Annotated in this window: 20 protein-coding genes; 9 read left to right on the forward strand and 11 right to left on the reverse strand. The window is 72.4% G+C overall.

Features of this window, described 5'->3' with window-relative positions; translation table 11 throughout:
- Nucleotides 1–38 precede the first annotated feature (38 nt).
- Nucleotides 39–602 (forward strand): NADPH-dependent FMN reductase, encoded by a 564-nt coding sequence (locus tag AB0F13_RS13700; RefSeq protein ID WP_362080109.1) that lies wholly within the window; start codon nucleotides 39–41, stop codon nucleotides 600–602.
- 273 nt (nucleotides 603–875) lie between these two features.
- Here AB0F13_RS13700 and AB0F13_RS13705 read toward each other — a convergent pair whose 3' ends face one another.
- Nucleotides 876–2,117 (reverse strand): FUSC family protein, encoded by a 1,242-nt coding sequence (locus AB0F13_RS13705; RefSeq protein WP_362080112.1) that lies wholly within the window; start codon nucleotides 2,115–2,117, stop codon nucleotides 876–878.
- A 38-nt stretch (nucleotides 2,118–2,155) separates the two neighbouring features.
- Here AB0F13_RS13705 and AB0F13_RS13710 point away from each other — a divergent pair, with 38 nt between their 5' ends.
- The gene (locus tag AB0F13_RS13710) at nucleotides 2,156–2,827 is read left to right on the forward strand and encodes a PhzF family phenazine biosynthesis protein (RefSeq protein ID WP_362080115.1); all 672 of its coding nucleotides are present in this window, start codon (nucleotides 2,156–2,158) and stop codon (nucleotides 2,825–2,827) included.
- Nucleotides 2,828–3,134: 307 nt separating this feature from the next.
- Here the strand turns inward: AB0F13_RS13710 and AB0F13_RS13715 are convergent, their stop codons facing one another.
- Nucleotides 3,135–3,524, reverse strand: coding sequence for a hypothetical protein (locus AB0F13_RS13715; RefSeq protein ID WP_362080118.1), 390 nt, complete (start codon nucleotides 3,522–3,524; stop codon nucleotides 3,135–3,137).
- Nucleotides 3,525–3,811: 287 nt separating this feature from the next.
- Here AB0F13_RS13715 and AB0F13_RS13720 point away from each other — a divergent pair, with 287 nt between their 5' ends.
- Entirely contained in the window at nucleotides 3,812–4,756 is a 945-nt protein-coding gene (locus AB0F13_RS13720) for a DMT family transporter (RefSeq protein ID WP_362080121.1), read from the forward strand.
- 45 nt (nucleotides 4,757–4,801) lie between these two features.
- Here the strand turns inward: AB0F13_RS13720 and AB0F13_RS13725 are convergent, their stop codons facing one another.
- Nucleotides 4,802–5,551: an SDR family oxidoreductase gene (locus AB0F13_RS13725; protein ID WP_362080124.1), complete on the reverse strand. Its 750-nt coding sequence runs from the start codon at nucleotides 5,549–5,551 to the stop codon at nucleotides 4,802–4,804.
- Nucleotides 5,552–5,702: 151 nt separating this feature from the next.
- Between AB0F13_RS13725 and AB0F13_RS13730 the strand changes: the two genes are divergently transcribed.
- Both AB0F13_RS13730 and AB0F13_RS13735 read left to right on the forward strand, forming a co-directional pair.
- Nucleotides 5,703–6,074 carry a VOC family protein gene (locus AB0F13_RS13730; RefSeq protein WP_362080127.1) on the forward strand — a complete coding sequence of 124 codons (372 nt, stop codon included), beginning with the start codon at nucleotides 5,703–5,705 and terminating at the stop codon, nucleotides 6,072–6,074.
- 78 nt (nucleotides 6,075–6,152) lie between these two features.
- Nucleotides 6,153–7,823: a bifunctional 3'-5' exonuclease/DNA polymerase gene (locus AB0F13_RS13735; RefSeq protein ID WP_362080130.1), complete on the forward strand. Its 1,671-nt coding sequence runs from the start codon at nucleotides 6,153–6,155 to the stop codon at nucleotides 7,821–7,823.
- Between the two features lie 35 nt (nucleotides 7,824–7,858).
- On the opposite strand, the gene AB0F13_RS13740 is transcribed toward AB0F13_RS13735, so the two are convergent.
- From AB0F13_RS13740 to AB0F13_RS13755, 4 genes are all read right to left on the reverse strand, one after another.
- Nucleotides 7,859–9,400, reverse strand: a complete 1,542-nt coding sequence (locus AB0F13_RS13740) for an AMP-binding protein (protein ID WP_362080133.1) — start codon at nucleotides 9,398–9,400, stop codon at nucleotides 7,859–7,861.
- A 208-nt stretch (nucleotides 9,401–9,608) separates the two neighbouring features.
- Nucleotides 9,609–10,283, reverse strand: coding sequence for a UdgX family uracil-DNA binding protein (locus AB0F13_RS13745; protein WP_362080136.1), 675 nt, complete (start codon nucleotides 10,281–10,283; stop codon nucleotides 9,609–9,611).
- Between the two features lie 54 nt (nucleotides 10,284–10,337).
- The gene (locus tag AB0F13_RS13750; protein ID WP_362080139.1) at nucleotides 10,338–10,493 is read right to left on the reverse strand and encodes a hydrophobic protein; all 156 of its coding nucleotides are present in this window, start codon (nucleotides 10,491–10,493) and stop codon (nucleotides 10,338–10,340) included.
- A 207-nt stretch (nucleotides 10,494–10,700) separates the two neighbouring features.
- Nucleotides 10,701–11,288: a TerD family protein gene (locus tag AB0F13_RS13755; protein ID WP_362080141.1), complete on the reverse strand. Its 588-nt coding sequence runs from the start codon at nucleotides 11,286–11,288 to the stop codon at nucleotides 10,701–10,703.
- A 45-nt stretch (nucleotides 11,289–11,333) separates the two neighbouring features.
- Between AB0F13_RS13755 and AB0F13_RS13760 the strand changes: the two genes are divergently transcribed.
- On the forward strand, nucleotides 11,334–12,542 hold the full coding sequence (locus tag AB0F13_RS13760; RefSeq protein WP_362080144.1) for a hypothetical protein: 1,209 nt from the start codon (nucleotides 11,334–11,336) through the stop codon (nucleotides 12,540–12,542).
- 71 nt (nucleotides 12,543–12,613) lie between these two features.
- On the opposite strand, the gene AB0F13_RS13765 is transcribed toward AB0F13_RS13760, so the two are convergent.
- Together AB0F13_RS13765 and AB0F13_RS13770 are read right to left on the reverse strand one after the other, a co-directional pair.
- Complete coding sequence (locus tag AB0F13_RS13765; RefSeq protein WP_362080281.1) at nucleotides 12,614–13,537, reverse strand: peptidase; 924 nt, start codon at nucleotides 13,535–13,537, stop codon at nucleotides 12,614–12,616.
- Between the two features lie 312 nt (nucleotides 13,538–13,849).
- Nucleotides 13,850–14,173, reverse strand: a complete 324-nt coding sequence (locus AB0F13_RS13770; RefSeq protein ID WP_362080146.1) for an antibiotic biosynthesis monooxygenase — start codon at nucleotides 14,171–14,173, stop codon at nucleotides 13,850–13,852.
- A 118-nt stretch (nucleotides 14,174–14,291) separates the two neighbouring features.
- On the opposite strand from AB0F13_RS13770, the gene AB0F13_RS13775 reads away from it, so the two are divergent.
- Complete coding sequence (locus AB0F13_RS13775) at nucleotides 14,292–15,266, forward strand: helix-turn-helix domain-containing protein (protein ID WP_362080149.1); 975 nt, start codon at nucleotides 14,292–14,294, stop codon at nucleotides 15,264–15,266.
- Between the two features lie 23 nt (nucleotides 15,267–15,289).
- Nucleotides 15,290–16,582 carry an NAD(P)/FAD-dependent oxidoreductase gene (locus AB0F13_RS13780; RefSeq protein ID WP_362080152.1) on the forward strand — a complete coding sequence of 431 codons (1,293 nt, stop codon included), beginning with the start codon at nucleotides 15,290–15,292 and terminating at the stop codon, nucleotides 16,580–16,582.
- Nucleotides 16,583–16,621: 39 nt separating this feature from the next.
- On the opposite strand, the gene iscX is transcribed toward AB0F13_RS13780, so the two are convergent.
- Nucleotides 16,622–16,843, reverse strand: coding sequence for a Fe-S cluster assembly protein IscX (iscX, locus tag AB0F13_RS13785; RefSeq protein ID WP_362080155.1), 222 nt, complete (start codon nucleotides 16,841–16,843; stop codon nucleotides 16,622–16,624).
- A gap of 152 nt (nucleotides 16,844–16,995) precedes the next feature.
- Nucleotides 16,996–18,045, reverse strand: a complete 1,050-nt coding sequence (locus tag AB0F13_RS13790; RefSeq protein ID WP_362080158.1) for a questin oxidase family protein — start codon at nucleotides 18,043–18,045, stop codon at nucleotides 16,996–16,998.
- A gap of 229 nt (nucleotides 18,046–18,274) precedes the next feature.
- On the opposite strand from AB0F13_RS13790, the gene AB0F13_RS13795 reads away from it, so the two are divergent.
- Nucleotides 18,275–19,525, forward strand: coding sequence for a cytochrome P450 (locus tag AB0F13_RS13795; RefSeq protein WP_362080161.1), 1,251 nt, complete (start codon nucleotides 18,275–18,277; stop codon nucleotides 19,523–19,525).
- Nucleotides 19,526–19,529: the final 4 nt, after the last annotated feature.

A 19,529-nucleotide genomic window follows, 5' to 3' on the forward strand; every position in this document is an offset into this window, starting at 1 on the left:
GGCGCGAAGGAAGCCCGCGTCTCTCGACAGGTGAGTGCATGCCCCCCATCAACCTCCTGGCTCTCTGCGGAAGTCTGCGGCAGGGCTCGCTCAACTCCGCTGTGGCACACACGGCCGCGAGCCTGTGCCGGCCGCCCGTCGCCATGACGGTCTACGAAGGGCTGGGCGGCCTCCCCTTCTTCAACCCGGACGTGGAGCGGGAGTGCCCGCCCGCCGAGGTGCTGGACTTCCGTGCCCGGCTCGCGGCCGCCGACGCCGTGCTCATCACGAGCCCCGAGTACGCCCACGGGACGAGCGGCGTCCTGAAGAACGGCCTGGAGTGGGTGGTCGGCAGCGGTGAACTGGTCGACAAGCCCGTCGCCGTCGTCACGGCCTCACCGTCGATGACCGGCGGCGCCCGCGCCCAGGCGTGGCTGCGGGAGACCCTGCAGGTGATGAGCGCACGGGTGCTGCCGCACGAATTGCGGATCCCGTGCGCCACCGTCAAGATCACCAACGGCCGGGTCACGGACGAGGAGACCCTCACCGGCCTCAGAAGCGTCCTGGCGGACCTGACCCGCGAAACAAGCCAGCTCGGCGAGCCGGTCCCGTCCGGCGCCTGAGACCACGGCCACATCGAGCCCGCCGGGCCGCATCCACCCCGTCCGGGCGACATCGAGCCCGCCGGGCGGCATCGAGCCCGTCCGGCCGCATCCACGCCGCCGGGCGGCATCGAGCCCGCCCGTCCGCATCGAGCCCGCTGGGCCGTCATCCACGCCGCCGGGTCACATCCATCCCGCCGGGCCGCATCCACCCCGTCCGGCCACAACCAGCCCGTCCGGCGCTTGAGGACAGGAAACGGTGAAAGGGCGGGGAGGGGAAAGCCCCCGACCGGCTCAGTCCCGGTTGTTGAACCAGCTCATGCGGCGCCACCCGTAACCGCTGCTGCGCAGCCGCCGCTGGACCCTGTGCAGCCGCGGATGGCGGTCGCGCTGCTCACGAGCGGCCCGGTCGAGCTCCTCCGCCAGCCGCTCGGTCCTCTTCTCCACGTCCAGTTCGTCGAGGATGCGGTCCACTTCGGCCAGCAGCGCACCGTGCAACTGCCACTGACGGGGATGCCGCCGGACGGCTACCAGCAGCAGCTCCGCGGCTCGGTCGCGGCTGGCCCGGCCGGCGGCCAGCTCGCGCACGAGCCGGTCCTCCGCCTCCTCCGCGTTGGCGCTGACCTGAGTGGTGATCAGCACGGCGAAGCTCTCGACGGCGCGCGCGAGGTGACGGAACACATCCTGCAGGGCCTCGGCCACGTCGGGGGCGAACAGCGACTCCTCCGTCCGTTCCTTGGCGAGGTCGGTGAGGGTGCGGCAGATCACCCGGAGCACGACCGCGGCGATCTCCAGGGCGTCGAGCCCGGTGCGCAGGACGACCCGGAAGAGCAGTCCCTCCTTGACCCGGGGGTTGAGCCTGAGGCTGTCCTCGGCCTGCCTGAGCGAGGCGTCCACCTGAACGATGTCGTGGTCGAGCTTGCGCGCCTCGTGCAGCCTCGCCGCAGCCTCCGCCACCGGCGTGTGGCCGCAGACCTCGTCACCGACGCGCTGCAGCAGCTGTCCCATCCGGCGCGAGAGATGCTCGATCGCCTCGCCCGCCGGCTCCACCCACACCGGGGGCACGAACATCACGTCGAACAACAGGCCCACGACGGCGCCGATCAGCGTTTCCAGCACCCGGTCCCACGCGGTCTCCGCCACCCGGGTCACTCCCAGGACGAGCATCGCGCTGATCGCCACTTCGGGGACGAATTCACCCACGCGGACGAAGCGCCCGATGACCAGGGAGGCCAGGATGATCAGCCCCAGGCTCCACCAGGTGAGGCCCACCAGGGCGCTGAAGCCGATGGCGATGAGCACGCCCGCCACCACGGAATTGACTCTGCGGATACCGGTGGTGAGGGTGGAGTAGAGCGTGACCTGCACGACGAGCAGTGCTGTCAGCGGTGCGGTCAGCGGCGCCGGCTCATTGCTCAGTTGCAGGGCCACCACGTACGAGATCACCGCGGCCAGCGTGGAACGGACCGCCTGCACGACGGCGGGTTCCCTGTGACGTCGTACCAGGGTCGTCAGTGGGTCGGTGAGTTCGGGCACCCTGTGCCTCTTCCCGCCTCAGCTGTTTCAATCACTTCATGGTCGATCATGTTGTGGTACGCGTTTTCGCCGGTCCGCGGGGTGAGGGCGGCAATCCGCTCGGAGTCGTCGAGAACGGCGGCGCCGTCCCCGGTGCGCGGGCCCGGCAGGAGCTGGCGGCGGAACTGGGCTTCAGCGAGACGGTGTTCGTCGATGACGGCCCCTCCGGCGGCGTCGACATCTACACCCCCAGTGACCGTCTGCCGTTCGCGGGGCATCCACTGGTCGGCGTCGCGTGGCTGCTGCGAGCGCGAGGGTGCGGGGGGAGTGTGCTCCGCCCTCCTGCGGGCGAGGTGCCCACGTGGGACGAGGGGGAGACCACCTGGATCCGGGGGCGGGCCGAATGGGCGACGGGACGGCGTACCGAACGGTTCGCCACCGTGGCCGAGGTCGAGGCGCTGCCCGCGCCGCCACCGGGGGACGGATGGCTGTACGCCTGGGCCTGGGAGGACGAGGCCGCCGGACGGGTGCGGGCCCGGGGCTTCCCGCGGCGCGGTGACGGCATCGCCGAGGACGAGGCCACGGGTGCCGCGGCCGTCGCCCTGACCGCCGAGCTGGGCCGTTCCCTGACCATCCGGCAGGGTGCGGCCTCCCGCATCCTGACGCGCTTCCACGCCGACGGCACGGTCGACGTCGGCGGGCGGGTCATGGCGGTGGCAGCCCCGGCCTGAGCCGGACGCCGACAGGCACCGCTTGTACCGGCGCGCGGAACCGTCGCTTCCGCATACCCGCACAGGAACGAGCCCCCACGGTCCGCGTCGAGGAGGAGCCGAAGACCGAGGGGGCGCGAAAGGGGCGATCGGCACAGGTCGTACGTGCCGCCGGCCCCCGCGAGCGCCACCGTGTGCGGAGCGGTGACGCCGTCGGCCCCGGCCGGCAGGTGCACATGAACCCTGCCGGGGGGTGAGTGCGGTGCCTTATGGCTGTCATTTCCACGCTAAGCCCGGCCGGCCGCCCCCACCACCCGGGGCCGGGGCGCTAGGCGTCGGTGCGCGACGTCAGCCGGAGGCGGACCTCCAGCTCGTGCTCCCCGGGCACCGTGCCGAGGCTCTCCACGCCGAAGGCCGACTCCAGTTCCTCCCTGACCTGGCGTACGGGGTCGGCCGCACCGAAGAGGTCGGCGGTGACGGTCGTGACCGGCTGCGTACGGGCGGCCCCCTCCTCCCGCGGGCTGCGCGTCCGCGCGTCGACGACCATGGACCAGATCGTGGGCCCCGCCCCGGGGGCGGCGGCGCGGGCCTCGCTGCGCGCCAGGCCGGTGCCTTCGGGGAAGGCCGCCTCCAGCGCCGCGAACACCGCACGCGCGTCCTCATGGCCGCACCCGGTCAGATGAACACTGACATGGTCCGCACTCTCGGCCCCGCTCATCACCGGTGCTCCTCTGCCGTCAGGGGGCGCTGCCGCGCCGGCTCTCGCTCCGAGGGTACGGGCGTGCCGGGACCCCGGCCCGCCGAAAGGAGCCATCCGAGGCGGCAACAGGGCGCCCGGAGGGAGACCGGAGCCGTTCCCCCAAGGAAGTCTTTGAGGTAGTGACGGAATCTTTTATTCGACTTATAGGTCGAAGCTCGGTAGCTTCGTCGGTGTCCGATCTCCGACCCGATGAGGCGGTGTTTCCGTTGCTGGGCGAACGCCGGCCGACGGCTCCCTGGAAGTTCATGGCCGCGACAGCGATTCTGTGGGGATCGGCCTTCCCCGCGATCCGCATCGCGCTCCAGGGCTACTCCCCGACAGCCATGGCCGTACTGCGCCTGGCCTTCGCCGTCGCCTTCCTGCTCCCGTGCGTTCTCACCGGGCGCATCAGCCGTCTCCGGCGAGGTGACCTCGTCCGCATGGCGGGCTTCGGCCTGACCGGAATGACGGCCTATCAACTGCTGCTCTACGCGGGTGAGCGGCACGTCGAGGGCGGCACAGCCGCCATGCTCGTGGCCACTTCACCGGTGTTCGCCACCGCCCTGGGCATGCTGGTGCTGCGCGAGCGCCCCGGTGCCCGGGGAGTGGCAGGGCTCATGGTGGCGCTGTGCGGCGCCCTCGTGGTCGCATCGGCCGGCGGTGGCGGAGGCGGCTCGCAGGCGGGCATGGGGATGATCGTGCTGGCGGCGGCCGCCCAGGCCACGTCGTTCATCCTGCAGAAGCCCCTGCTGCGCCGCTATTCCGGCATGGACTGCATCTTCTACGGCAGCCTCTTCGGCCTCGTCCCGCTGCTGGCCTTCACCCCGGATGCCGCCGGTCAACTGGTGACGGCCGGATGGCAGCAGACCGCTGCCGTGGTGTGGCTGGGCCTCGGCTGCACGGTCCTGGCGTTCTGTACATGGTCGCGTGTCCTCAGGGCCGCCTCCGCCTCGACGAGTTCCCTCGTCCTGTACGCGGTTCCGGTGGCGGCGCTGGCCCTGGACGCGGTGTGCCTGGGTGCCGTACCGGCGCCCATGGCGGCCCTCGGCGGGCTGATCGTGCTGGCGGGTGTCGGCATAGCCGCCGTCCGCAGGCCGGCTCCCCGCCCGTGCTCCCCGGCCGGTGAACCCGCTCCCGCCGACGAGCCGTCCCTGGGCCGGCAGGCCGAGCCGGAACCGCTGGAACATGCGGGCGCGGGACGGGGAAGGTAGCGGGGCGGCGGGAACGCACCCGTCGGGGCGCCCGGACGGGCCGCCCTAGTCGATGAGCGCTCCGCAGGAGATGTTCACGGTGGCGGCGGTCATGGTCCCGGCCAGGTCGGAGGCGGCGAACGCCGCCACGTTCCCCACGTCGGCCAGCGTCGCCGTCCGGTTGAGCATGGCCGCCTTCTCGATCCCGGCGACGATCTCGTCGCGCTCCGGGAAGTCCGTGGGAAGGCTCTCGGGCACGCCACCGGTCTTGAGCGTCACGAACCGGATGCCGTGCGGCCCCAGCTCGCACGCCCACTGACGCCGCAACCCCTCGACGGCGTCCAGGGCGACCACGAATCCCCCCAGCCCCGGGACGGCCTCCGGCCCCGAACCGCCGAACGCCAGGATTGCCCCCGACGACCGCTTGACCATGTGCCGCGCGGCCGCCCTGGTGGTCAGGAACTGCGTGCGTACCGCATGCTCGACCGGCCGGCTGAAGTCCTCGGCCGAGATGGTGGCCAGCGGTTCCTGGACGTCCCCGTAGGAGATGAGGTTGAACGACACGTCGACGCGCCCGGTCTGCTCGGCCACCTCGTCGACGAACGCGTCGACGGCCTCCTCGTCGAGTGCGTCGACGCGGGCCGTCTCCGCCACGCCACCGGAGGCACGGATGTCGTCGGCGACCCGGTCGAGCCTGCTGCGGGTACGGCCGGCGAGGAAGACGGCGGCCCCTTCGGCGGCGAACGCCCGCGCCACGGCGCCGCCGATCCGGCCCCCTGCCCCGTAGACGACGGCGACCTTGTTCTCGAGCAACATGTCCCCTGCCTACACGGGCCGTGGCCCCCAGGACGTGGACGACACGCGCGCCGCGGACGAGGTGTCAGAACAACGGCTGGTGTCGGCCGTGACCAGGCGTCCACCCGTACGGGTGAGGTAGTGCCGAGTGTGTTCGGGAAGGAAGCATTCCATGTTCAAGAACACCAAGGCCTTCAGCGGCTTCTCCGTGGACGACACCGAAAAGGCCAAGCGCTTCTATGGGGAAACTCTTGGGCTGGAGGTGTCCGAGGAATTCGGGTTGCTCAAGCTGCGCCTCGCGGGTGGCACCGAGGTGCTGGTCTACCCGAAGGCCGACCACACCCCGGCGTCGTTCACGATCCTCAATTTTCCCGTGGACGACATCGAGGCGGCCGTCGACGAACTGGGCCGGCGCGGTGTGCGCTTCGAGCGCTATCCCGGCATGGACGCGGACGAGAAGGGCATCTTCCGCGGCGGCGGCCCGTTCATCGCCTGGTTCACGGACCCCGCGGGGAACGTCATCTCCGTGCTGCAGGAGAGGTAGGCGCCGCGGCCGACCCGACTCCACGGGCAAAAGGCCAGGCCAGGGGCGCTGTCAGACCCCGGTGCGAGACTTCTCCCCATGAGATGGGCAGTGGCTGAGACGGGTGACGGGAGCGTTCGGCTCTGCCCGCTCGACGAGCGGGGGCGGGCGGCCGGGCCCGCCGTGACCGAGCCGTCCCTGGCCGCCGCGGTGCGGGCCCGCCCCGAGGCCGGGCGATGGGTGTGGCGATCGACGGCGCAGATGTACGGGCGGCTGCCGGCGGCCGGCGTCCGCGTCGAGCGGTGCTACGACGTGGAGGCCGCCGAGGCGCTGCTCATCGGCCATGAGCAGGGGCAGTCCGGCCAGCCGCGGTCGCTCGCCGCCGCCTGGGCGCGGCTGCGCGGGCTGCCGGTGCCCGCGGACCCGCCCCTGCGCACGGCCGGCACGCAGCCGTCGCTGTTCGAGCCGGGCCCGGTGCCGCTGCCGCCGGGGACCGACGCGCTGGAAGCCCTGACCGAGGTGTACGCCGCCCAGCTCGCCCGTACGGAGAGCGCAGAGCACCCCGGGCGGATGCGGCTGCTGACCGCCGCCGAGTCGGCGGGCACGCTCGTCGCGGCCGAGATGGGCCGCGCGGGGGTGCCCTGGCGCGCCGACGTGCACCGGCAGCTGCTGAACGAGCTCCTGGGGGAGCGCTATCCGGGCGGGCAGGAGACGCGGCGCCTGGCGGAGCTGGCCGAGCAGGTGTCGCGGGCCTTCGGGGAGGGCGTGCGCGTACGGCCCGACCTTCCCGCCGACATCGTCCGGGCCTTCGCCCGGGAGGGCATCGCCCTGTCCTCCACGCGCGCCTGGGAGCTGCGGGCGATCGACCACCCCGCCGTCCCGGCGCTCCTGGAGTACAAGAAGCTCTACCGCCTGCACACCGCACACGGCTGGGCCTGGCTGCAGTCCTGGGTGCGCGACGGCCGCTTCCGGCCCGAGTATCTGCCGGGCGGCACGGTCACCGGCCGGTGGACCACGAACGGCGGCGGAGCGCTGCAGATTCCCCGCGTGGTCCGGCGCGCGGTCGTCGCCGATCCGGGCTGGTGCCTGGTCGTCGCGGACGCCGACCAGATGGAGCCGCGCGTTCTGGCCGCGGTCTCCCGTGACCCCGGGCTGATGGACGTGGCCGGCAGCGGCCGCGATCTGTACGGGGATCTCGCCGAGCGCGTCTTCTCCGGCGACCGCGACCGTGCCAAGCTCGCCATGCTCGGGGCGATCTACGGACAGACCTCGGGCGACGGCCTCAAGCACCTGGCGGACCTGCGGCGCCGCTTCCCCAGGGCCATCGCCTACGTGGACGACGCGGCGCGCGCCGGTGAGGAGGGCCGCCTGGTGCGGACCTGGCTCGGCCGTACGTGCCCGCCCTCGTCCACCGGTGTCGGCGAGGAGGCGGGCCTGCCCCAGGAGGAGCCCGCCTCCTACGGCAGTAGGGCGGGCGCGCGGGCACGGGGGCGGTTCACGCGCAACTTCGTCATCCAGGGCAGCGCCGCCGACTGGGCGCTGATCGTCCTCGCCGCGGTACGGCAGTCGATCGCCGGCCTCAGCGCGGAGCTGGTCTTCTTCCAGCACGACGAAGTGATCGTCCACTGCCCCCGGGAGGAGGCGCCCGACGTCGTGGAGGCCATCCGTACGGCGGGGGACCGCGCCGGGCGCATCGCGTTCGGCGACACGCCGGTGCGGTTCCCCTTCACCACGGCGGTGGTGGAGTGCTACGCGGAGGCGAAGGCGTAACGTTTCGCCCTGCATGTGGCGTTCATGGCCGGCGTTCAGGCCACCGTGGCCGGTTCGGCGGCGCGGCGCAGCAGGTTCTTGTCCGGCTTGCCGGCCTCGGTCAGCGGCAGGGCGTCGGCGAAGGTGATGCGGGCCGGCTCGTACATCGCGCCCCGCTCCTTGCGCACGAGGGCGCGCAGCCGCTGTTCGTCCACGTCGGCGCCGGGCCGGGGCAGGACGACGGCGTGGACCTGTTCCATGCGGTCGGCGTCGCGGACGCCGAAGACGGCGCTCTGCAGGACGTCCGGGTGCGAGTTGAGCAGGTCCTCCAGCTCGGACGTGTAGACGTGGCCGCCCACCACGATGATCATGTCCTTGAGCCTGTCGACGACCGTCAGATAGCCCTCGTCGTCGAGGTATCCCACGTCACCGGTGTGCAGCCAGCCGTCGCGCAGCACCTGGGCGGTCAGTTCGGGCTGCTTCCAGTAGCCCTGCATCAGGTGGGCCGAGCGCACACAGATCTCGCCGTGTTCACCGTTGGGCACCGTGCGGCCCCACTCGTCGCGGACCGTCACCTCGACCCCGGGCAGCGCCTGGCCCGCCGACCGCAGCCGTTCCGGTCGGTCCGGGTCGTGCTGTTCGGCCGACAGCACGCTGATGCCGCCCACCTCGTTCTGCCCGTAGAACTGCACGAGCACAGGGCCCAGGCGCCGCACCGCGTCGGCGAGCCGGGCCGGGGACGCCTGGCAGCCGCCGTACATCAGACAGCGCAGGCTGGAGGTGTCGGTGCGGGCCGCGTCCGGGTGGTCCAGGAGCCGGTACAGCAGAGGAGGAAGGAGGAAGGTGTCGGTGATGCGCTCACGCTCGATCGCGGCGAGCACGGCCGCGGGGTCGAAGTCCTCCAGCAGCACCACGGCGCCGCCGGTGCGGAGGGCGATGTCCGCGAACATCCCGGCGATGTGGGCGAGCGTGGTGCACACCAGCTGCCGCCGCTCCTGGTTCTGCTCGTCCAGGCCGGGCAATGCGATGCCGTTCGCCTGCTCGAAGGAGGTGCATATTCCCTTCGGATGCCCCGTGGTGCCGCCGGTGTGGCGGATGGTGCACACGTCCTCCGGCCGGGCCATGCTCGGCAGGGGGTCCGCGGACTCGCCGGCGGCCAGCTCCAGCAGGTCGGTCCCCGTCGGCGCGGGGCCGAGGGAGAGAACGGCTGCCACCGGGGCCTGCCGGGTGATCTCCGCGGCGCGCCCGGACCAGCGGGGGTCGACGATCAGGGCGCGCGTCTCCACATCGCGCACGATGGCGGCCTGCGCCTCGGCCGACAGCTTGTTGTAGAGGTGATTGACGCGGCAGCCGATGAGGTTGGCCGCGTAGCGGGCGGCGATGATCTCCGGCAGGTTGCCGCTCAGCAGGGTGACGGTCTCGCCACGGCCCAGTCCCTGGGCGCTGAGCGCCCGCGCCAGCCGGTAGACGAGAGCGCGGAACTCCCCGCCGGTGACACGCCGTTCGTGATGGATTAACACCTCGCGGTCCGGAGCGGTGCTCAGGGCGTCGAGGCAGTCCTCGACATAGGTGCGGAAGGCGTGCGGGGTGGCGTGCATGGGTGCTTCCTCCTGGTGGGCGCGAGTTGCGTCCGTCTGGTTACCTCGGGCAATCATATGTAGGGGGCAGCTATATGATCAACGGCCCCTCACCGTCCGGCGGGCGCCGCCGGCCGAGCAGGGCAGACACCGCTCGGATCCGCGTCCGCAGCCGCACCACGACGAAGAGGGACGCCTCAGGCGTCCCTCCGTCTCCTTGTCTCCATGATCACTGCAGGAGTTGCGCGGCGACCTTGAGATCCGAGACCAGACCCGCGTACGCGGCGGCCCGCTCGGCGTCGTCGGCGCGCAGCACCGCGGAAGGGTGAATGGTCGCCACTAGCATGCCGTGACCGTCCCCGCCCCCGTCCAGTGACGGCATCGGCAGCGCCACCCCACGCTGCTCGCTCACCCGGAACGACGAGCCGAACAGCGACTTGCCGGCGGTGGCGCCCAGCGCCACCACCACCTCGGGAGCGACCAGCCGCAGTTCCGCAGCGAGCCAGGGCTTGCACGCGCTGATCTCCCGCAGGCTCGGCGCCTTGTGGATGCGCCGCTTCCCGCGCAGCGCCTGCTCGAACTTGAAGTGCTTGACGGCGTTGGTGATGTACGCCTGGGCCGGCTCGATCCCGGCCTCGCCGAGCGCCCGCGTCAGCACGCCACCGGCGGGCCCGACGAACGGCGTTCCCTGACGGTCCTCCTGATCACCCGGTTGTTCTCCTACGAGCACGACGCGGGCCGAGGCCTTGCCGCTGCCGAAGACCGTCTGCGTGGCTTCCCGGTACAGCGGGCAGCCGTGACAGCCCGCGGCGCCTTCCCGTAGTGCCTTCAGGCCTCCGCCTTCAGGGACGTACGGCGTCGCGTCGTACTCTTCCGCGTCTTTCGGCCGGGACCCTTGTGCCACAGTTCCTCCAGGACGGTCGGTGATGTCGCCCCGCGGCCCGGTGCCCCGGCGCGGTCACCACCGGTACCAGCGGCCTCCACCGGAACGGACGACGAAGCCGAGCAGCCACACGATCGCCACGATGATCGCGATCCACCACAGCACCTTTATGGCGAAGCCGGCGCCGAAGAGGATGAGAACGAGCAGAAGGACGAGAAGCAGTGGGAGCACGGAGAACACCTCCCTGACTCGGCTGCCCGCCTCCGGGCAGCACGCCTTACTTCCAGTGTCACTCTCCGGACCGCCCGGCGCCTCTCCGCAGTGCGGCGGACATTTTTCCGTCGCCCGGGCCCCACCGAAGCACCAGGTCAGGCACCTCGTCCCTGCCGGGCGAGCCCACCGCGCGGACCCGCCGGACGAAGCCGTCGCCGCCGCGGGTCAGGAAGCGGAGACCCGGCCCATGAGTGCGGCGAAGGACGCCGGGTCGGCGTCGAACCCCCGGACGGCGCCGCGGAACTCCCAGGCCCCGGAACCGTCCCGGACGAACTCCGCGACGGTCGCGGCTGTCGCCCCGTGGACGCTGCTGAAGTCGTGCCGCGCCAGCTCGACGTGCCCCTCGACTATCCGCACACCGGCGTTCGCGACATCGGCGAAGACGCACCGGCCGCCGCCCTGCTGAATGGCCACGCCGACGACGACCCGGATGTACGCGGGGGCGAGCCGGTCGAGTTCCAAGGTCATGGCCTCGTCGTAGCCCAGCCCCTGACCGGTCCGGCTGTCCCGGTTGAGCGTGATCGTGCCGTCGGGGGAGCGGCTGTCGAAGTGCACCAGGTAGGCGGGCTCGCCGTCGGGAGCGCTGGCGGCATAGGTGGCGGCGATGATGTCGAGGTCGTGAGCGGGCGCCCCGGCGGGACTCGGATCCCACTTGAGCGCCACTTCGACTTTGCCGATCCCCTTGTTGAAACTGCTCACCGGGCTCCCCTTCCCTTTGCACGCAGGCCACCCATGGTGCCACGGCTGCCGCACCCCGGAGGGCCTGCGGAGGGCGGTTTCGACGCTGCCCGAAGGCTGATGACCCCACGCCGCCGGCGCTCCACCATCCGGAGTGAGTCCCCGGCCGCCGCCGGGCAGGACTCCTTCCGGGAGGAGACACCGTTGCAGATCCGCTTCGTACCGGCCCTCAAGGTCACGGCAGTTGTCGCCGCACTGGCCGCCGTCGCCCTGTGCGCGGCACCACCCGCCGGGGCCGAGCCGCCCGCGCGGCGGGCGGCCACGCGGGTACCGGCCGGGCTGACCGCGGGCATCGCGGTGTACGACCGGCAGACCGGCTCCTTCACCGAACAGCTCAACACCCGCATGCGGTTCCGCTCGGCCTCGGTGGTCAAACTGCTGATCGCCCTCGACCACTTGTGGCTGCGCGGCCCCGCGTACTCCCTGCCCGCCGACGACCGCCAACGGCTCGACCTCATGCTGCGCAGCAGCGACGACGGCGCGGCCGGCCACTTCTGGACGCAGAACGGACAGAGCGCCATCGTCGACCGGATGGTGGCCCGGCTCAAACTGGCCGACACCGCCCCGCCGCCGTCGGCCTACCCCGGGTACTGGGGTTACACCAGCCTCTCGGCAGGCGACACGGTACGGATCTACCGCTACATCCTCGATACGGCGCCGGCACCCGTGCGCGACTACATCATGGGCAACCTGCGCCGGGCCACCCGCTGCGGCACGGACGGCTTCGACCAGAGCTTCGGCATCGCGGCCGTCTTCGACCGCCCCTGGGCCGTCAAGCAGGGCTGGTCCGGCTTCAGTTCCGCCGGCTGCGCCGACACCGGCCGCCCCCGGACCGCGGCGGCCGACGGCGTGGACCTCGCACGCGAGGCACTGCACACCACCGGCACCGTCGGAGCGGACGACCGCGCCATCGTCGCCGTCTTCACGCTGCACGCGCAGGGCACCCCCTACGGCAAGGCGTACTCCGACCTGGGCGAGCTGACGCGCGCACTCCGCGTTCCCGGCGCCGTCCGCACCCCCGGCACCTGGTTCGGCACCTGGGGCACGGGCATACAGGTCCGCGCGCAGGCGACCACGGACTCTCCCGTGCTCACCACGCTCCCGGCCGGCGTGGACGCCCTCGTCGGCTGCCAGAAACAAGGACAGAAGGTCAGCGTGCCGCCCTACAGCAACGACTGGTGGGCCTACCTGCCCAAGTACGGCGGGTACATCACCAACATCTTCATGGCCTCACCCGGCAACCGGCTCCCGGACGTGCCCGTCTGCTGAACGGGCGCACGGCCCGTTCCCGGGAGACCCGGCCCGTCGGGCCGGGTCCGCCGCGGCCGGGAGGGCGGGCGTCAGGTCGACTGGGCCCGGTCGTACAGGGCCTTGGCCTCATCGCCGAAGTACGGGCCGAACATCCTGTTCGGCAGGAAGGTGTAGCCGAAGCTGTTGACCGAAGACTGCAGGCCGGTGCCGGTGGCCTCGTCGAAGGACGTGAACCACGGGCCGCCGCTGGAGCCGCCGGTCATGTTGCAGCCCAGGCCGTGGTCCTTGGTGAGGAGGAAGTCCTTGGAGGAGGTCCCGCTGCAGTGGATGAGCCGGGTGCCGTCGTACGGGCTGGCGGCGGGGAACCCGAAGGAGTACATGGCCTTGTTGTAGCCGCCGTTGAACTCCAGGCCCTGCGCTCCGACCACGTCCGTCAGCTTCTTGCCGTCCACGGGGCCGACGACGGCGGCGCCGACGTCGAAGTTCATGCCCGTCTGCTCGTTCTCCGACCACTGCGGGGTGGTCATCGTCTTCGTCGCGGTCCACCTGCCGTGCGGCGACTGCCCGTCGTGGTAGCCGGGGACGAAGACCCAGTTGGTGTGCCAGCTGCCCTGGTACTTGACGCAGTGCCCGGCGGTCAGCACGGTGCTGCCGTTCTTGCTGGTGACGGCGTTGCCGGAGCAGGAGGCGGTGCGGTTCTGGAAGGTGAAGAACACCCGGCCGGAGGTCCGCGTGACCGCGCCCCCGCCGGTCCAGGGGCCGCCGGCCTGGGGGAAGGACCGGGCGCCCGCTGCGGGGGAGGTGGGTGCGACGGTCGTGGTCCTGGCGCCGCGCTCCGGCCCGGTGCCGGGGGAGGGGGTGGCGGACGGGAGGTCGAGCGGGGTGGCCGTCCGCATGCGTTCGGGGGTCCAGAAGGCGGCCGCCTTCTGCCGGGCCTGGGCGGAGGCGGTGTGTGCGGTCGCCGGCCCGGGTGCCGGGGCGGCGCCGGCCGTGGTGGCCTGAACGCCCGTCATGGTCAGTGTGCCGGCGGCCAGCAGGATGCCGGTGGTGGTACGGCGGGGACGTCTCACGCGTACTCCTTCTGCCGAGGCCGCGCGCGGGCTCCGGTGGAGCTCGCGCGGGGCCGTGTGGGGGCCGGACCGTGGTGCCGGCGGTCCGGGCAGACGAGTGGAGCGGATGGAGGGTGCGTGAGAGGCAGAGTGCCACGGGGAGCCGCACATTGACAGGGGCGCGTCAAAGGCGGGCCGAGATGCGCGTCAAGGGTGCGGCTGCCGTGCGCTGCGGTGTCCGCCCGGGAGCGCGGGGCACCGCAGCGCGGTTCCGCCTTACGCGGCGGGGAGCTTGGCGGCCAGGACATCCACGGGGCGGATGTCCGGAGCCTCCGTCAGCAGCCGGGGCGCCTGCGCCATGAGAGCGGCCGCGATCTTCCCCTCCAGGTGGGCCCGGCGGTCGTCGTCGCTGCCGAACGCGTCGAAGACGCCGAACGTCGTGGGGCCCAGGCGCAGCGCGAACCACACCGTGGTGCCCGTCTCCTCCTCGGCCAGTGCGAGCGCTGTGGTGAGCAGCTCGTGTACCTCCTTGACGCGCTCGGGCCGGGCCTCGATGCGGGCGAGCAGTCCGACGGTGGTCGTGCGCGCGGTCGTGGTCATTCGGGTGATCTCCTTCGTTCGCCGATCGGTTTCTCCGTCGATCGGGTGTGATCAATCTATGAATCACCTGCAGGAGCCCCCCAGTGGCGGATGCGACAGATCGCTTACCGTTTCCGACATGAAGATCTCAGTGCTGGTCGTGGACGGTGTCTTCGACTCCGGGCTGGCCTCGGTGCTCGACGTCCTGCAGACCGCCAACGAGCTGCGCGAGGAACTGCCGCAGCCACCGCCGCCGTGGCAGGTGGACTGCGTCAGCCCGCACGGACCGGTGCGCACCGCCGCGGGGCACCTGGTCGCGGCCGTCGTGCCCGAAGCCGCCCCCGCGCCGGATGCGCTGGTCGTCCCCGGCGTCGCACACAAGCAGCCTCAGCCCCTGATCCGCTGGGTCGGCTCTCCGGAGCGAAAGCCGGTCCAGGACGTGGTGCGCCAGGCCCACGCCGACGGGGTGCCCCTCGCCGCGGCCTGTACAGGAACGTTCCTGCTGGCCGAGAGCGGTGTGCTCGACGGTCTGCCGGCCACCACCAGCTGGTGGCTGGCACCCCACTTCCGCCTGCGCTACCCCCTGGTCGCCCTGGACGAGTCGCACATGCTCACCCACGCCCCCGGCATCACCACGGCCGGAGCCGCCATGGCCCACCTGGACCTGGCACTGTCCCTGGTGCGGGAGACCAGCCCCGCCCTCGCCGACCTCACCGGCCGTTACCTGCTCATCGACACCCGCCCCATCCAAGCGAGTTACGCCGTGCCCAGCCACCTCGCCCGCACCGACCCGGCCGTCAGCGCGTTCGAACGCTGGGTTCGCGACCACCTCGACCAGCCCCTGCGCATCGCCGACGCCGCCCGCGCCCAGGGCACGAGCGAACGCACCCTCCAGCGCGCCGTGGACCGGGTCCTCGGCATCTCGCCCCTGCGCTTCGCCCAGCGCATCCGCCTGGAACAGGCCTCCCACCTGCTGCGCACCACGGACCTGCCGACGGACGCCGTGGCCCGCCGCGTCGGCTACGAGAACGCCACGACGCTCACCACGCTGTTGCGCGAGCGCCTGGACACCACTCCCGGCCGGCTGCGCCGCCGGGCCGCGGGCCGTAAGTGATGTCGCGAAGGGAAAGGACCCTGGTGATCGGGGCGGGCACCGCCGGGCTGTACGCGGCCCGTGAACTGCGCCGGGGCGGCCACGACGTGACCGTGCTGGAGGCCCGCGACCGCATCGGCGGCCGGCTGTGGACCGACGAGTGGGAGGGCAGGCGCATCGATCTGGGCGCGTCCTGGATCCATGGCGTCAAGGGCAATCCGGTCACGGAACTGGCCGAGGAGGCCCAGGCCGCCACGGTCGTCCTCAACACCGGCACCCTCGACTACGGCAGCCGCACGGGCACGGTCTGCTACGCCGCCGACGGCCGCCGCCTGACCCGCTACGAAACGGAGGAGCGCGAGGCCGACCAGGAGGCGGCGGGCGAGGAACTGGCCGGGCTCGCCACGCGCGTGGGCGTCGCGGAGTCCGCCGCGGCCGGGCTGCGGAGAGTGCTGGACGGCAGCGGCCTCGGCCCTGACCGCGCCCGGCGTGTCCTCGAGGCCCACAGCCGTATGACGGAGGACGACTGGGGCGCCGGCATCGACGAGATCTCCTTGGCGGGCATGGCCGGAGGCGAGGGCTTCGAAGGCGACGAAGTCGTCTTTCCCGACGGCTACGGCCGGCTGGCCGAACACCTGGCGCAGGGGCTGGACGTGCGGCTCGGCCACAAGGTCACCCGTGTCGAGCACGGCGGCGAGGGCGCGGACGGCGGCGTCACCGTGCACACCGGCGGCCACGGCGCCTTCACCGCCGACCGCGTCCTGCTCACCCTCCCCCTCGGGGTGCTCAAGGCCGGTGACGTCGACTTCACCCCCGCCCTGCCCGAGGCCAAGCGGGGCGCCGTGGAGCGCCTGGGCATGGGCGTCTACGACAAGCTGTACCTGCTCTTCCCGGACGTCTTCTGGGACGACAAGGAAGTGATCCGTCAGGAGGGCACGCCGCACGGCGCCTTCGCCAACTGGTACAACCTCCGGCACGTCCTGGGGGCCCCGGTACTGGTCGCCCTCAACGGCGGCCCCGTCGCCCGCCGCCTCGAAGAGCTCGACGACGCCACCGCCGTCGGCGAGGCCCTGACCGCCCTGCGCAGCATCTACGGCGGCAAGGTCCCCGAGCCCCTCGCCTACCGCATCACCCGGTGGGCCGCCGACCCCTGGGCCCGTGGCTCCTACTCCTTCCCCGCCACCGGCTCCCGCCCGGGCGACCACGACGCCCTGGCCGAGCCCGTGGGCGATCGCCTGTACTTCGCGGGCGAGGCCACCACCGGGGGCTACTGCAGCACCGTGCACGGTGCCCTGCTCTCCGGCCGTCGCGAAGCCCGTCGCATCCTCGGAACCTGACGAGGCCGAGGAGCGTGGGCAGCGGCCCGGCGGCGCTCGTCAGTCCGTTCTGCCGGACACGTCGAGCCCGTCGAGTCTGTCGAGCCAGGCCAGCTGGATCGACTCCAGGATGCGTACGTTGCAGCGGGCGGGGTCGTCGCTGAAGGCGCTCAGCGCGGCGGCCCGGTCACGGATGTCCGTGAAGCCGACGGTGAGGGGCTCGGCGGCAGGGTACTGAGCGGCCAGGTCGGCCGCGATCTGCTCGATGTCGGTCCATCGCATGGGCCGAGTGTGTCCGACCCGGCCGACGGGGTCCAGAGCGGACCGTTCATCCGGCGTACCTGTCGCCGATACCGGCCGGATCCTTGCGGCGGCGCGGCCGGTGCCGGTGCCGGTGCGGGGCCCCGCTCCCGGCGGTCGACGGCTCCGGGAGATCAGTCCCCGGAGCCCATCAGCCGCACGGCGTTGAGGGCGGCCGCCAGGGCGCGGTCGTCGCCGTCCTCCGCGGAGGCGGCCACATCCAGGGCGGTGTCCGCGAACTTGATCACATGCGCGTCGCCGTTCGCGGCGGCCAGCTCGAACACCTCCTCGGCGGTGACCGACGAGGCGTCGGGCGGCGGAAGAGGTGCGTCCGCGGCGTAGAGCGAGGTGATGGCCGCGGTCGCGGCCCAAGCCGCCGCGAGCGAGGGCCCCCACAGCTCCTGGGGCAGGACGGGCAGGGTGCGCAGCACCGCGTTGGGGGCGGTGGCGGCGTGGACCAGCATGACGCCGTCACCGTGGCCGTAAGCACCGTAGTTGAGGGTGGCGGCCCGTACGAGGGCGCTGAGGTTCTCCCGGACGGCCTCGGGGTTCTCCGGTACGCGCAGCGAGCCGGCGGCCTCCGGCCAGCCGGGTGTGCCGGACAGCTGGGCGTAGCCGCGCAGCGGTGTGACGTTCTGCTCGGCGATGCGGGGCAGGGCCGCCAGGGCGTCGGCGGGCGCGGCCCCGCCGGAGGGAGCGACGGTGACCGGCAGGAGGGTGTGGCGAGCGGCCCAGTACCCCAGGGCGTGCGCCAGCTCCGACAGGCGTGGCGCGTCCTCGCCTTCCGTCACGAGGCTGCGTACCGCGTGACCCACACGGATGACGGGGTGGGTGGCGGCGCCGGCGATGCCGGGCAGGAGCCTGGGCCACCACTGGGCGAGGACCTCGCGCCAGGGCCGCCGGGCGATCCACCGGGAGAAGTAGCGGGTCCAGTCGGTGACCCGGAGCGGATCGCCCAGTGCCTCCTGCCAGTCGGCGTCGCCGATCGGCGTCCGTGCCCCGGGGACGTCCTCGAGCCTGGCCCCGTAGGCGTCCAGCCAGCGGTGGACGGTGTGCGCCTGGCCGTGGCGGACCAGTGCCTCGACGGCCATTGGGCCGTGGTTGCTGAGGTATCCCTTGAACTCGGGTCCGCTGCCGTGCAGGCGGTGCAGGGCCTCGTCGAGTGTGCCGCTCGTCGTGTCCATGCGGCGAGGCTAGATCGCGGGCCGCCCGGGAGGTAACGGTCCCGGGGCCTACACCGGAGGTCGTACGGCGGCGGCCGGTAGCAGTGCGGCGGGGCTCACACATGCGGGTGTATTACCGTTTCTTGCGAATGTGCCCTTCTTGAAGGGGAATAGCCAGTATGCGGGGCTGTTCCGCTGTGCGGTCCCAGCCGGTCCCAGCCGGTCCCGGCATGAGACAGGGAGCGAAGGCATGACCACATCTTCCGCGAACCCGTCGTCGGCCGAAGGCACCTGCCCCGCCCGGCCGTCCGGCGACACGGTCCACGAGTGGGCGGTCGACCCGCTGCCCGCTCTGAACTTCGACCCGCTCCTGCACCGCCTGCTGCGCGACGAGCCGGTCGCCCGCATCCGCCTGCGGTACGGCGAAGGCGAGGCCTGGCTGGTGACGCGGTACGAGGACGTCAAGACCGTCGCCTCGGAGCCCTCCCTCAGCCGCGCCCTGACCGTCGACCGCCCGGTCACCAGCATGACCCCGCACGTGGTCGCGCCCGCCGGCGGCATCGGCCGCACCGACCCGCCCGACCACACCCGGCTGCGGCGCCTGGTCGCCCAGACCTTCGGGCGCAAACGGGTGGCGGCCCTGCGCGCCAGGGCGCAGGAGCTCGCGGACGACATGACCGGGCGGATGGCGGAGCAGGGGCCGCCCGCCGACCTGACGGAATGCCTGACCGGGCCGCTGCCGGCCCAGTTGATCGGCGATCTGCTGGGAGTACCCCGTGACGACATCGGCGTGCTGCAGAACTGGCGCGGCGTCATCCTCTCCAGCAACCACTCGCAGGAGGAGAGCGACGCGGTCAAGCGCGAGATCGCCGGCTACTTCCGCGAGTTGGCCCGGCACCGCGGCGAGCACCCCGGCGAGGACCTGTTCAGCGCCCTGGTCACGGCGCACGGGGAGGACGAGCTCAGCCTGCCCGAACTGACCTCGCTCGCCGTCATGCTGGTCCTCAACGGCATGGACGCGGTGCGCAACCAGGTGTCCAACATGGTCTACGCGCTCCTGACGCACCCCGGCCAGCTGGCCCGCCTGCGCGCCGAGCCGGAGCTGCTGCCGCAGGCCGTGGAGGAGCTGCTGCGCTACATCCCCCACCGCAACGGCGTCGGCCTGCCCCGCATCGCCACCCAGGACCTTCAGGTCGCCGGGAAGACCATCCGCAGCGGCGAGGTGGTCTACGTCTCCTACCTGGCGGCCAACCGCGACTCCTCGGTCTTCAAGGACCCCGACCGGCTCGACATCGCCCGGGACGAGGCGCCCAATCTGTCCTTCGGGCACGGCGCGCACTACTGCGTGGGCGCGCTGCTGACGAGGATGGAGGCGGAGGTGATGCTCTCCACGCTGCTGGAGCGCTTCCCGGGCCTGCGCCTTGCCGTCGAGGAGAAGGACATGCGCTGGCGGAGAGGCTCCATCAACCGGGGGCCGGAGTCGCTTCCGGTGGCGTGGTGACGCC

Source organism: Streptomyces sp. NPDC026206, assembly GCF_040638465.1.
GTDB lineage: Bacteria > Actinomycetota > Actinomycetes > Streptomycetales > Streptomycetaceae > Streptomyces.